Origin of the sequence: Crinalium epipsammum PCC 9333, assembly GCF_000317495.1 — a bacterium.
Taxonomy (GTDB): domain Bacteria; phylum Cyanobacteriota; class Cyanobacteriia; order Cyanobacteriales; family PCC-9333; genus Crinalium; species Crinalium epipsammum.
The window spans coordinates 3,763,054-3,775,212 of record NC_019753.1 but is presented as its reverse complement, the minus strand read 5'-3'; the positions used below and the strand labels follow the sequence as shown (position 1 = coordinate 3,775,212).

At 39.2% G+C, this 12,159-nt stretch carries 11 protein-coding genes; 6 read left to right on the top strand and 5 right to left on the bottom strand.

Annotated elements, in window-relative coordinates:
- Window positions 1-182 precede the first annotated feature (182 nt).
- The 4 genes from CRI9333_RS16505 to CRI9333_RS25065 all read right to left on the bottom strand — a co-directional run bounded on the left by CRI9333_RS16505 (window position 183) and on the right by CRI9333_RS25065 (window position 6,341).
- Window positions 183-2,855 carry an ATP-binding protein gene (locus CRI9333_RS16505; protein WP_015204308.1) on the bottom strand — a complete coding sequence of 891 codons (2,673 nt, stop codon included), beginning with the start codon at window positions 2,853-2,855 and terminating at the stop codon, window positions 183-185.
- A gap of 82 nt (window positions 2,856-2,937) precedes the next feature.
- A complete protein-coding gene (locus CRI9333_RS16500) occupies window positions 2,938-3,366 on the bottom strand; it encodes a response regulator (protein WP_041226092.1) in 429 nt (142 codons plus the stop codon).
- A 25-nt stretch (window positions 3,367-3,391) separates the two neighbouring features.
- Window positions 3,392-3,589: a hypothetical protein gene (locus tag CRI9333_RS16495; RefSeq protein WP_041226091.1), complete on the bottom strand. Its 198-nt coding sequence runs from the start codon at window positions 3,587-3,589 to the stop codon at window positions 3,392-3,394.
- 247 nt (window positions 3,590-3,836) lie between these two features.
- Window positions 3,837-6,341 (bottom strand): PAS domain S-box protein, encoded by a 2,505-nt coding sequence (locus tag CRI9333_RS25065; RefSeq protein ID WP_015204306.1) that lies wholly within the window; start codon window positions 6,339-6,341, stop codon window positions 3,837-3,839.
- Between the two features lie 22 nt (window positions 6,342-6,363).
- Here CRI9333_RS25065 and CRI9333_RS28155 point away from each other — a divergent pair, with 22 nt between their 5' ends.
- The 4 genes from CRI9333_RS28155 (at window position 6,364) to CRI9333_RS16470 (ending at window position 9,832) form a co-directional block, all read left to right on the top strand.
- Complete coding sequence (locus tag CRI9333_RS28155; protein ID WP_269667412.1) at window positions 6,364-6,492, top strand: hypothetical protein; 129 nt, start codon at window positions 6,364-6,366, stop codon at window positions 6,490-6,492.
- Window positions 6,493-6,714: 222 nt separating this feature from the next.
- Window positions 6,715-7,434 (top strand): response regulator transcription factor, encoded by a 720-nt coding sequence (locus tag CRI9333_RS16480; protein ID WP_015204305.1) that lies wholly within the window; start codon window positions 6,715-6,717, stop codon window positions 7,432-7,434.
- A 250-nt stretch (window positions 7,435-7,684) separates the two neighbouring features.
- A complete protein-coding gene (locus CRI9333_RS16475) occupies window positions 7,685-9,388 on the top strand; it encodes a SpoIIE family protein phosphatase (protein WP_015204304.1) in 1,704 nt (567 codons plus the stop codon).
- A 6-nt stretch (window positions 9,389-9,394) separates the two neighbouring features.
- The gene (locus CRI9333_RS16470; RefSeq protein ID WP_041226751.1) at window positions 9,395-9,832 is read left to right on the top strand and encodes an ATP-binding protein; all 438 of its coding nucleotides are present in this window, start codon (window positions 9,395-9,397) and stop codon (window positions 9,830-9,832) included.
- A 57-nt stretch (window positions 9,833-9,889) separates the two neighbouring features.
- Here the strand turns inward: CRI9333_RS16470 and CRI9333_RS16465 are convergent, their stop codons facing one another.
- Window positions 9,890-10,324, bottom strand: a complete 435-nt coding sequence (locus tag CRI9333_RS16465) for a nuclear transport factor 2 family protein (protein ID WP_015204302.1) — start codon at window positions 10,322-10,324, stop codon at window positions 9,890-9,892.
- A gap of 180 nt (window positions 10,325-10,504) precedes the next feature.
- On the opposite strand from CRI9333_RS16465, the gene CRI9333_RS16460 reads away from it, so the two are divergent.
- Window positions 10,505-10,957, top strand: coding sequence for a DUF29 domain-containing protein (locus tag CRI9333_RS16460; protein ID WP_015204301.1), 453 nt, complete (start codon window positions 10,505-10,507; stop codon window positions 10,955-10,957).
- Window positions 10,958-11,115: 158 nt separating this feature from the next.
- The gene (gene queG / locus CRI9333_RS16455; RefSeq protein WP_015204300.1) at window positions 11,116-12,090 is read left to right on the top strand and encodes a tRNA epoxyqueuosine(34) reductase QueG; all 975 of its coding nucleotides are present in this window, start codon (window positions 11,116-11,118) and stop codon (window positions 12,088-12,090) included.
- Window positions 12,091-12,159 lie beyond the last annotated feature (69 nt).

Below are 12,159 nucleotides of genomic sequence, written 5' to 3'. Positions count from 1 at the left end.
ACTGGCGTTGGGGCAGAAAATAACCAAAAATTTTTCACAACCCTGATGCGCGACTATACTGCCATTAATTAAAAACTGTAAAAGCTAACATTAAATTAGTTTAATTATATTGTAATGTATATTTTCATGTTTAACCCTATCATAAGATATATTTTTAAACTCTTCTCAAAAATTAAGTTTAGTTAATTTTTTATTTCACGCTCAAATTCTACTCTAAAAGTTGAGCCTTCACCTAAAGTAGATTCAACTGAAATTTTACCGTGCATTAATTGCACTAAAGAATCTGTAATTGCTAGTCCTAAACCTGTACCGTAGTGCTTTTTTTTCAAGCTTTGGTCTACTTGGCGGAATTCTTCAAAAATATGCTCTAAATCTGCTGGAGAAATACCTATACCTGTATCTCTAACTGTAATAGATACCTGATCTGATTGCAGTTCTTCTACTTTTATTTCCACCATACCAGTTTCAGTAAACTTGATGGCATTAGAAATTAAATTGACTAAAATTTGTCTGGTGCGATCAATATCGTTAATTACATAAGGGTTTTCCATATCGGCTTTGAAGAGCATAGCTAAATGCTTTTCTTCGGCAAGCGATCGCAATTCTTGAGCAGTTGCCTTAACTAAATGCACTAAATGAAATTCTTCTAAGTTTAATTCCATTTTACCTGCATCCATTTTTGACAAATCGAGAATGTCATTAATAATTGTTAATAAGTGTTTCCCATTGTTAAGAATCCGCCCCATCATGTCATTTTGTAGCGGTGTTAACTGACTATTGCGTTGGCGTAATAATAGTTGTGAAAAACCAATAATTGCATTCATTGGTGTCCGCAATTCGTGGGACATAGTAGCGAGAAACTGAGATTTCAATCGCGCAACTTCCATTAGTTGCAAATTTTGAAGCTGGATTTGCTGCCGTTGGGTTTCTAACTCTTGGTTTTGTTGAGCTAAAATTTCATTTTGCAGTTCTAAACGCTCTTCTCTTTCTTCTAAAGTATTAATTTGTCTAGCATTATCAATCGCGATCGCAGCTTGTTCACCCACCGCTACTAATAAATGCTTATCTTCCTCCTCAAAAGCAGCAGCATCTTCCCAATTACCAACCGCCAAAACTCCTAATCTACCAGCTTGCACAGATTCAATAGCAACAGCATAAAGCGAAGCTGGTAACTCACTCTTTTCATGCTCATTACTATCACGTTGAATTAACTGTGATTCTCCCGTAGCAAATACATGATTTAATAAACCTTCATCGGGAGAAAAAGCATCTTCCAAGCGTAATTTTTCAGTACCACTTCCTGCGGTGACACTTAATACCAAGCGATTACATTGGGAATTGTGCAGGATAATAAAGCAAAAGTCAGCACCAATAATCGCATCACAAACTGCCCCAACCATTACTCGCAATAAACCAGGTAAATCCGTCAAGCGTTGATTAAGTAAATTTGTCAGTTGTTGTAGCGTCCGCAACTGTTGCTGTTGTTCTCCTAAAATCAAAATAGCTTCCCGCAGATTATGACTGGCATCTTGGGCTTCACGATACAGTCTGGCATTTTCAATTGCTAACGCCGCCCGCCGTGCCAAATCTTCAGCTAATTCTAAATCTGCTGGAGTAAAACGTCGCCCTGATTCTGCTAAGACAAATAACATTGATCCTAAAGTTTTGTCCCAAACACCCAAAGGTACACAAATATAAGATTTTAAATTTAATGCTTGTAAAAGTTTTAAATGCTTACTATCGTTAGCGAATTCAGCTAATTTATTTTCCGTGATCTCAAAACCTACATCTGATTCACCTGTGCGAATCACTTTCGCATATCCATAATGATCGTCTAAATTAGCTGGATAATTACGCTGTAAATCCCAAACTAATTCTTCTTTCTGCGGATTAACATGAGATACCGCAATTCTACGGAAAGAATTATCTGGATCAACTACATCAATTGCACACCAATCTGCTAGGCGAGGGACTGCTAATTTTGCTAAATTTTCTAAGGTTGTTTGGTAATCTAAAGAAGCAGAAAGTAACACACTTGCTTCAGCTAAAAAACGCTGAGATTCTTCTGCCCGTTTTCTCTCAGTGATATCATTAATTACACCCGACATCCGCACAGGTTTACCTTGATCATCGCGCTGCGCTTTACCACGAGCAATGCAATAGCGATATTCTCCAGAGGTATGTAAAAGCCTCATTTCAATATTATAATCAATTTGATGCTCAAAATGAGCCTTCAAAGCATCTGTGACTCGTTGCTGATCCTCTGGATGCAAAAGTTCAAAAAATAATTCGTAAGAAATTGCTATTTCTGTAGGGGATAAACCAGTAATTTCAAATAAGCGGTCATTCCAATAAATTTGGTTTTTAACAAGATCCCAATCCCAAATTCCGTCCTGAGAACCTTCTAATACTAAACGATAACGTTCTTCACTTTCCCGCAGACGTTGAGTAGCTAATTCAGCTTGCATTTCCGCACGAGAAACTCGTACCGCATTGCTGAGACTGCGATAAAGGCTTTCTGGTGAAATTTTTCCTTTAGAAAGATAATCGGAAGCGCCAGCTTTCATCAAATCAACGGCGATTTGTTCGTCGCCTTGCCCTGTTAATACGACTAATGGCACTTTTAAATTAGCATCGCGGATATTTTTAACTAAATGTAGAGCATCGCCATCAGGTAAGCGATAATCGAGAAATACGCAGTCAAAGCTTTGTTGTTTTAAAGTGGCGATCGCACTTTGACAGCTTTCTAGTTCCAATATTTGCATTTTTACGCCCGCCTTCTTTAAAGCCCGACGCACTGCCATTCGGTCTATTTCATCATCTTCCACCACCAATATATTGAGAATATCTTCCATAACTATTTTTGATTTTGGATAGCGCTACGCGCCGAAGCAGTAATTTTAGGTTTAATTGATTGTTCAAAATCTTTAATCCTTGCTACGGCATTTCACTGAGAGTCCAATATTTATTTAAAGTTGCTACTGCTTCAACAAATTTGCTAAAAGTTACTGGTTTAACAATATACCCAGCTACATTCAGGTTATATGCTTCGACTTTATCTTTATCTTCATTAGAAGTTGTCAAAACAATTACAGGGATAGCTTTGATCGCATCATCTTTGCGTAATTCGCGCAAAAACTCAATTCCTCCCATTTTGGGCATATTTAAATCAAGTAAGATCAATCTTCTTTGGGGAGGCACAACCGGAGGATTAGTATCGCTTCGTAGCATAGCTAATGCCTCTATGCCATTGGTAGCTACATAGAGATTATTTGTGATGTTGTTTTTCTTAAACGCCCGTTGGACGGTCATCACATCAATTTCATCATCATCAACCAGGAGTAAATTAGTCATCTTCTCTTCCATCATGCCGATTTAATTTCAGGAACTTTTAAGCATCTGCAACTGCGATCTTTAATTTTCTACCAGTTTGTTGATAGTGTGCGATCGCATTAGCGATTAAATTCATAAAACTTTGTTTCACAGCTAATATTTTACTACTTAAGGTAGGTGCTAAGATATCTTCTCTGCTGGTAGATATTTTAGATGCTGCCAGCAAGTAGAACATCTGTATTAAAAAAAATTTCATAATCTCTACATAATTTTTTAGACAGACTACACTGCAATTTTGCAACAAATTATATCTTGCGACTTCTATCTAATGACTGGCGTTGAGTATTAATACTGAAATCTGGAACAGTTACCAGTTACCAGTTACCAGTTACCAGTTACCAGTTACCAGTTACCAGTTACCAGTTACCAGTTACCAGTTATCAGTTACCAGTTATCAGTTACCAATTACCAATCACCAATCACCAATTACCAATCACCAATTGTCACTTATTCCAGGTAAAACTAAATGTTGAGCCTTGACCTTCTGCTGATTCTAGGCTAATACTACCTCCTTGATTTTCAATTATTTTTTTAACCAAAGCTAAACCAACGCCAGTATTTTCTACTTTGTCCCGTGCTTGTAAAGTTTGAAAAATTACAAATATTTTCTCATGGAATTGGGGCGCAATCCCCACACCATCATCAGCTACTAAAAATTTATAAAATTTCCCTTGATCTTGGACAGATATTTTCACCCGTCCATCTTCACGATCATGGTGTTTAATAGCATTAGTGATCAGATTAGTAAAAACTTGTTGCAAAGGTAGCAATTCAGTGACGATAGTAGGCATACTTGGTTCCACCTCTATGGTAAATTGTGGTGGTGGTGCGATCGCCTCAATTATTTCTGCTAGTAAATCATTAATATTTACCCGTTGAATTTGGTTCTTAACCCGCCCGATCCGAGAGTATTCTAACAGCGCATTAATCAACCCTTCCATGCGATGAACGCGCCCTCGGAGAAGCTGCATTTGGTGTCGAGTTTCATCAGTAAGAACATCTTCCAGATCTTCTTCTATCCAGTTAGACAAATTAGCGATCGCTCTTAAAGGTGCTTTCAAATCATGTGAAGTCACATAAGCAAATTGGTCAAGTTCTTGGTTACGCTTCTCTAAAATAGCGTTAGTTTTCGCCAAAACTGCTGCCATTTTAGCTAATTCATCTGCCCGTAATTTAATAGCTGCTAACGCTTGCTCTTTTTCTGCTTCTGCTTGCTTTTGTTGAGTAATATCAAGCATTAAACCGCGCAGTTTTTGCACTTTTCCATCTACACCTCGGACAATATAAGCGCGATCGCGTAACCACACAACCCGCCCATCCGCAGCAATACAGCGATACTCAAATTCATGATCTCGACCAGCAAGTGTTTCTTCACTACAAAAAATTGTCACCCATTCTCGATCTTCAGGATGAATCAAACTTGCCCAAAAATTAACTTGCGTTAACCAACTTACAACGGGATAACATAGAATATTTTCTGCACTCTGACTTACAAATGAAAACTTCAGCGTAACCGGATCGCACTCCCAAACAATTGCATCAACTAACCCATTAACTAAATCTTGATAGCGTTGTTGTGCAGCTTCGGCTTCACTACGCGCTTGCTGTTCTAATATTAATAATTCATCTTTGTGAAGATTCGCTGCTGCTAACTGAGTTGTGCGTTCAGCTACTCGTTGTTCTAGTTCAGCATTAAAATTGCGAATTTCTAACTCAGCTTGTTTGAGTTCAGTAATATCTCTACTAACAATCAACACATATTCTGTAAAACCTTCGGAATTTAATTCTGGAACAACACGAGATTGATAAGTACGCAACCCCTCAACTGTCAAACCCTCAAATTCTATTTCTTGTTCTTCATTTGTTTCAAATACTTGACGCAAAGTTGTTTCCCAAATTTCACATAAATCTGGTGGAGAATTTAATTCTCTCAAAGTTTTACCAATAAAACTTGCTGCTGGCATACCCGTTGTGCGTTCGACTTCCGCATTCACATAGACATAGCGGAGATCGCGATCGCAACGCAGAACTACATCAGGTGTATTATCTAAGAGTGTTTTAAATTCCTGTTCCCGTCGCCTTAGCGTCTCTTCGATCTGCTTAGAAGCTGTGATGTCACGTGCTACTGCATACACCAAATTTTCTTCTACTACTGGAAATGCTGCCCAAGATAGCCACTTAAATGAGCCATCTTTACAAAGATAGCGATTTTGGAAGTAAAAAGTCGGTTGACCTGTAGCCAAACTTTCCAAGTCAGCAAGGGTTGCAGCTTGATCTTCAGGATGCACAAAATTGACCCAAGGTTGGCTTAATAGTTCTTCCTTGGTATATCCCAAGGTTTTTTCAAACGCGGGATTTATACGTCGGAAATAGCCATCAAGTCTAGCAGTACAAAGTAAATCAATTGAAAGGTTAAAAAAGCGATCGCGTTCTGCTTCTATTTGTTTGCTTTCAGTTTTTTGTTGAGAGGCATCTACCCAAAGATTGGTTTCTGCTGAATCTTCTTGAGAAACAATTGCCGTATAAGTTCCCACCCACTCCACTACATCGCCTGCCACTACTGGGGATGCTTGCGCTTTAAACCACTGATAAGTTCCTGTTGCACCTAATAAGCGTAAATTAGATGAATAACTTTGCTGATCTGTGCTTGTTTGCTGAGTAGCACAGATCAGGCGATCGCGATCTTCTGGATGAATCGCCTTCAAGAAACCCCAATCTAATGATTCCGCGATCCCTAAACCGCTATACTCATACCAACGAGGGTTAAAATCAATCATTGAACCATCAGCATTAGCAATCCATGCTATCTCTGGCATTGTTGCCATTAATTGATGCTGACGAGCAGAGCTAATTGTTAAACAACGCTCAAGCCGATCTATTTGCAGGTGTAATCTTTGAATTTCACCTGCGTCAACTGTAGAGGGGTCGTGGTGGAAAAATGTACTCATCTGATCTAACTTCAACTGGATTATGCCAACTTTCGATGGCAGCAGAACAAAACCAGCTTGTGCAACTTACCAATGGTACAATCACACTAGCTATATCCTAAAGAGCGATCGCAATGGTGTATATCGCTTAAAGATTAATTGCTGGAAATAAAAACCCGTAATTAATCTTGGCTCGTCTCCAGGCAAACCAGCGTTTTTTGGATCATAAGTTGATGCTAATAGCAAGATTCGCGCAAAATGTATCTCTTTGAATTTATCCACTAAGCCAAAACTAATTCAACTGCCAATGGGTGGACTTGATTTAACGTAATTGCCAAAAGCTTATACACTCTATTTAAAAAGTTTTTGAATCGGAAAGCGTGGAACATTGACTATGAGTACAATTCGAGTAGCCCTGATTGAAGACCACGATCTAACGCGGGTTGGCATTAGAACAGCTTTGCAACAGCGTGGCGAGATTGAATTTGTTGGCGAAGCTGCCAATGGTTCAGAAGGTCTAAAATTGCTGGAAACCTCTAAACCGGACGTTGCCATTGTTGATATTGGCTTGCCAGATATAGACGGAATTGAATTAACTCGGCAATTTAAAAAATTCAAGGAAAGCAACGAAGATACGCCCACAAAAATTTTGGTGTTGACGTTACAAGACAACGAAGATGCAGTTTTAGCTGCCTTCGCTGCTGGGGCAGACTCCTACTGCATGAAGAATATCAGCTTTGATAACTTGCTAGAAGCACTGCAAGTAACAAACGAAGGCAACGCTTGGATTGATCCCGCGATCGCTCGAATTGTCCTCAAGCAGACAAAAAGTAACCAGCAAGCAGTCGAACCAGCAGCATTGAATAAAACAGTTACGATTAATGCTTCTGAGCCAGAATACAGTCAGTTAATTGAAGCTTATCCTCTCACCGAACGGGAATTAGAAGTTTTACAACTGATTGTTGAAGGTTGCAGCAATGCCACAATTGCTGAGAAATTATTCATCACAGTCGGAACTGTCAAAACTCATGTCCGCAACATCTTAAACAAGCTCTGTGCTGATGACCGTACTCAAGCTGCTGTACGTGCTTTAAGATCTGGCTTAGTTGGATAAATTATTTGGGAATGCCTTAAATTAGGGCATTTTCAACTTTGATTGATTGACACGAACTTAAAAATGAGTGCTTGACTATAGCAGTAAGGGCTTGACTATACAAGCCCTGTATTCTCTAAATTAATTTAATAAATCTTCTTGAAAATAGATCAACTATTGCTGATCAAAGTATTCGTCGTGTTTCTAGCTCGGTAATTGTTAATTGTTAATTGTTCATTGTATTTGAGCAATTTGGAAGTGGAGCGATCGCATGAGTCAGGTAGATCAAAAAAAACTCAAGTTGATGGTAGTTGATGACGAGTCTGACAACTTGGATTTGTTATACCGAACGTTTAGGCGTGATTTTCGCGTTTATAAAGCCGATAGTGGTTTGAGTGCTTTGAAAGTGCTGGAAACTGAAGGGGAAATGGCTGTGATTATTTCCGATCAGCGTATGCCCCAGATGAACGGCACAGAATTTTTGGGTCAAACAGCTGAACAGTTTCCAGAGACAATTCGGATCTTGTTAACTGGTTATACTGATGTTGACGATTTGGTAGATGCGATCAACTCAGGCAAGGTATTTAAATACATTACTAAGCCTTGGAATCCAGATAAATTAAAAGGCATTGTCCAACAAGCAGCAGAAACCTACAAAGTATTAAAGCGCAGGACAGATGAACTGCGGCGTGCGCTCCAGAGAGAATCCTTATTTAATGCTGTTACAACTGCGATTCGGGAGTCTTTAGACTATCGCAGTATGCTACAAACTATTGTGAATACAATTGGTCAAACATTCAAAGCAACAGGTTGTATTTTAAGACCAGTAGAGAGCGATCGCATCACCCCAGAGGCTTTTTCCTTCTATGCACCAGACGCGACAGGGACTGAACTACCTTCCCAGGCAGAAGTGCAGATGCAAGACGTATTGGGAAACACCCAGACACAAATTATTCACATTGAGGACAACGACAACCAATATACTCAGCTAATTGTCCCCCTGATTTATCAGCAGCAACTACTGGCAGTTTTGTTTATTTATCAGTACGTTAACTCTCCTCCCTGGTCACCAGAAGAAGTACAACTAATAGAAGGTGTCACAGAGCAAGCTGCCCTAGCTATTTCCCAAGCAAAACTCTATCAGCGTACCCAAGAGCAAGCCGAGCAAATGATAGCTGAACTAGCAGTTGCTCGTCAAATCCAAAATAACCTACTACGTCAAAGTTGGCCCGAAGTTGAAGGTTTGCGAGTGCAAGCTTGCTGTTACGCAGCTAGAGAAGTTGGCGGTGATTTTTTTGAAGTTTATTTCCATCCTCAAGGTGATATTTGGTTAGCTGTAGGCGATGTATCTGGTAAAGGAGTACCAGCAGCATTATTTATGGCAAGTGCCATTTCAGTCTTACGGCGGGAACTAGCTCAAGAAATATCTCCAGAGCCAGATGTAGTGATGCAAAATCTCAACGCCATCATGTCTGACGATTTAGTTAGCAACAACTGCTTTATTACAATGGTGCTGGCGCGTTATACCCCAACCACAAAGGAGTTAGCCTATGCTAATGCTGGTCACATTTACCCTTTAATTTGGTCTCACCAAACAGTAGTTCAACAAAAGGAATCCTCAGAATGTGTTAAAGTTGAACCCGATTTTCTGAAGGTGCGAAGTATTCCATTAGGGATTTTACCGATATGGAAACGAGCAGTGGGACATATAATATTAAATTCCGGTGAAATCTTCCTCTTGACTAGCGATGGTATTACTGAAGCAACAATTACTGAGCCGATAGCATTGGCAGCAGGAGAGCAAACTAGCATTGAACTAAGTACTGGTTCAATGCTCAAACAAGAGGGACTTTGGGAACTATTAATTAAAGAGCCAATAACTTTTAGTTTGAATAATTTATTAGCTCGTCTACGAGAACATACCAATAATATTCAGGAAGACGATCAAACTATACTTTCTTTAGAGGTTTCTTAAGTGGATATGAAAACAGAGTTACATATACCTAGCGATTTAAAGTTTTTAGCAATTGTAGAACACTGGCTGCTAGGCAGTTTAGAAGCTGAACTAGGGGAATCTGTTGATTGGACACGCCAAGCAAATCGTTTAAGATTAGTTTTGGTAGAAGCCTACTCAAATGTAGTGCGCCACGCCCATAAAAACCAACCAAATTTACCTGTATTAATTCGTTTAGAGTTAAAAGATCGTGACCTTGCCTTAGAAATTTGGGATCATGGCAAAGGATTTGATCTTTCTAGCTATCTCCCACCAAATCCTGATGATAAACAGGAAAACGGCTATGGTTGGTTAATTATGAATCGGTTAATGGATCGAGTGGAATACCGTCTACAAGTAAATGGGCGCAACTGTCTCAAGCTAGAAGTAAATTTGCCTGAAGCACCAAAATCCTCTAATTCATAAAACAACTTATCCTAAAGACGGGCAGCCCAAAGCCGTCATTCTTTCGGTAATAGATAGCTATTTCTTCATGCTTAGTAACTCTTGAGGAGAAGCTAATAATTTAATAGTAGCTTCAAGAATTTCTCGCTCGGAATTGATGACAAAAGACCAGGAAACATTCACTCCAAACCAGCGAGTTTGAACCTTACCACTAACTTTAATATCAATTAAGCCATCTTCTAAAGTTTCAGCAATGCCTTGGTTGGGAGATAGAATCATTCCTTGGGCTTCTGCTTCTAAGTAAGCTGCGATCGCATCTTTACCTACCTTTGGTTCCTCAAATGGCGGATACATTGTCCCCTGTGGGGCAAATAAAGCTGCTGTCGCCTGAAAATCACCCGCGTTTAAGGTTTCAAAGTAACGCACCAATACTGGTTCTGTAATTCCTTCAATCTTTATTTCAGTAACAGAGGCAGATTCAGTAGTTAGGGGTAAGTCTTCAGCAAGTGTCATAAAATTATTTGTAAAATATTGATTTATTATTCAATAGAATTGCCAGCTAATACCTACTCTTCTAGAGGGATTTTGCAGAATATTTTTGTAAAATTTCCGTAAAACTTATATAATCCAACCTTAATTTTCTGACCTAATGCCATAAGATAATATTTATAGTGGGTTAAAAAGGAGTTATGTATGCTTAATCAAGCTATCTCAACACCCAATACTCTATACGATCAAGACTTTTATTTATGGACACAAACAACTGCTCAACAGTTAAAAGAACATAAATTACATGAAATAGATATCCCTAATCTCATTGAAGAAATTGAAAGCATGGGAAGAAGTGAAAAACGGGAGTTAAAAAGCCGTTTAATTATATTATTAATGCACCTCCTCAAATGGCAGTATCAACCAAAAAAGCGTAGTGAAAGCTGGCGGAGTACAATTACTGAACAACGTATCTCTATTGAAGTATTACTTGAAGATAGTCCTAGTTTAAAACCTTTAGTTGAAGAAATATTTAATGATTGTTATCAAAAAGCTCGTCTTAAAGCCTCCGAAGAAACAAAAATTAAATTAAACTTCTTTCCCCAAGAGTCTCCTTTTACTCAAGAAGAAACTATCACAAATTCCTTTTTAGGATAAGAATATTAATCTAACTTAATTGAATCACCCTTTGCTGACGAAAACACTTTCTGTCAATTCTGATTGGTTGCCTGAGATGTAGAGACGCGATATATCGCGTCTCTACTTGTATAATAGATATCCCGATCAAATGCGCTCTCAAGTAATTGCCGAAAAAAGTGTTAGTTAGCAGCGATGAAATTAAGCAAAAAGCCCTAGAGTTAGGATTCCATCAGGTAGGAATTGCCGATGCTAACGCTACTAATGGCGTAGAAGTACAGCGATTGCAAGCATGGATGGCGCTAGGCTATCACGCCGATATGGAATGGATGGCAAACCCCAAGCGTCACGATATCCACTTGCTAATGCCAGAGGTGAAATCAGTAATTTGTGTTGCTCTCAATTATTACACTCCTCACCAGCGCCCAGAAAGTCGAGAATATGGCAAAATTTCCCGCTATGGTTGGGGAAGGGATTATCATAAGGTTTTACATAAAAAGCTCAAAGCGTTATCTAATTGGCTGCAAGAGCAAAGTGAAGGTATTCAAGCTCGTTACTATGCTGATACTGCGCCAGTGCAGGATAAAGTTTGGGCGCAACGTGCAGGAATTGGTTGGATTGCTAAGAATGGAAATGTAATTACTAGAGAATTTGGCTCTTGGGTATTTTTAGGGGAAGTGCTGACTAATTTAGAGTTGACAGCAGATACGCCGCACACGCACCACTGCGGTAATTGTACTCGTTGTATTGAGGCTTGTCCTACAAATGCGATTCGTGCTGTCGCGCAGGATGACGCGCAGGGATACCCTTTTGTAATAGATGCTAATCGTTGCATTGCATATCATACAATTGAAAATCGGGCGGAAGAATTGCCAGATGCGATCGCGCCTCATTTACAAGGATGGATTGCAGGATGTGATATTTGTCAAGATGTTTGCCCCTGGAATCAACGTTTTGCCAAAAACACAGATGTAGCAGATTTTCAACCTTATCCTGCAAATATTGCACCTCGCCTCACCGAATTAGCAGAAATCTCTGATGCAGAGTGGAATCAAAGATTTACAGCATCCGCCCTGCGACGGATTAAACCAGAAATGCTCCGACGCAATGCTAAAGCTAATTTGGCAACACTTCAAACCCCATTTGACGACTAGCTGACTAATCCTTATCCATTATTATTATGAGATTTATCTAAAAAAAGGATACTGGCTCCAAAATACAGT

Excerpts from the sequence above, each read along its gene's own strand:
- CRI9333_RS16505 (WP_015204308.1), bottom strand. The coding sequence starts at position 2,855 with ATGGAAGATATTCTCAATATATTGGTGGTGGAAGATGATGAAATAGAC.
- CRI9333_RS16500 (WP_041226092.1), bottom strand. The coding sequence starts at position 3,366 with ATGGAAGAGAAGATGACTAATTTACTCCTGGTTGATGATGATGAAATT.
- CRI9333_RS16495 (WP_041226091.1), bottom strand. The coding sequence starts at position 3,589 with ATGAAATTTTTTTTAATACAGATGTTCTACTTGCTGGCAGCATCTAAA.
- CRI9333_RS25065 (WP_015204306.1), bottom strand. The coding sequence starts at position 6,341 with ATGAGTACATTTTTCCACCACGACCCCTCTACAGTTGACGCAGGTGAA.
- CRI9333_RS28155 (WP_269667412.1), top strand. The coding sequence starts at position 6,364 with ATGCCAACTTTCGATGGCAGCAGAACAAAACCAGCTTGTGCAACTTAC.
- CRI9333_RS16480 (WP_015204305.1), top strand. The coding sequence starts at position 6,715 with ATGAGTACAATTCGAGTAGCCCTGATTGAAGACCACGATCTAACGCGG.
- CRI9333_RS16475 (WP_015204304.1), top strand. The coding sequence starts at position 7,685 with ATGAGTCAGGTAGATCAAAAAAAACTCAAGTTGATGGTAGTTGATGAC.
- CRI9333_RS16470 (WP_041226751.1), top strand. The coding sequence starts at position 9,395 with ATGAAAACAGAGTTACATATACCTAGCGATTTAAAGTTTTTAGCAATT.
- CRI9333_RS16465 (WP_015204302.1), bottom strand. The coding sequence starts at position 10,324 with ATGACACTTGCTGAAGACTTACCCCTAACTACTGAATCTGCCTCTGTT.
- CRI9333_RS16460 (WP_015204301.1), top strand. The coding sequence starts at position 10,505 with ATGCTTAATCAAGCTATCTCAACACCCAATACTCTATACGATCAAGAC.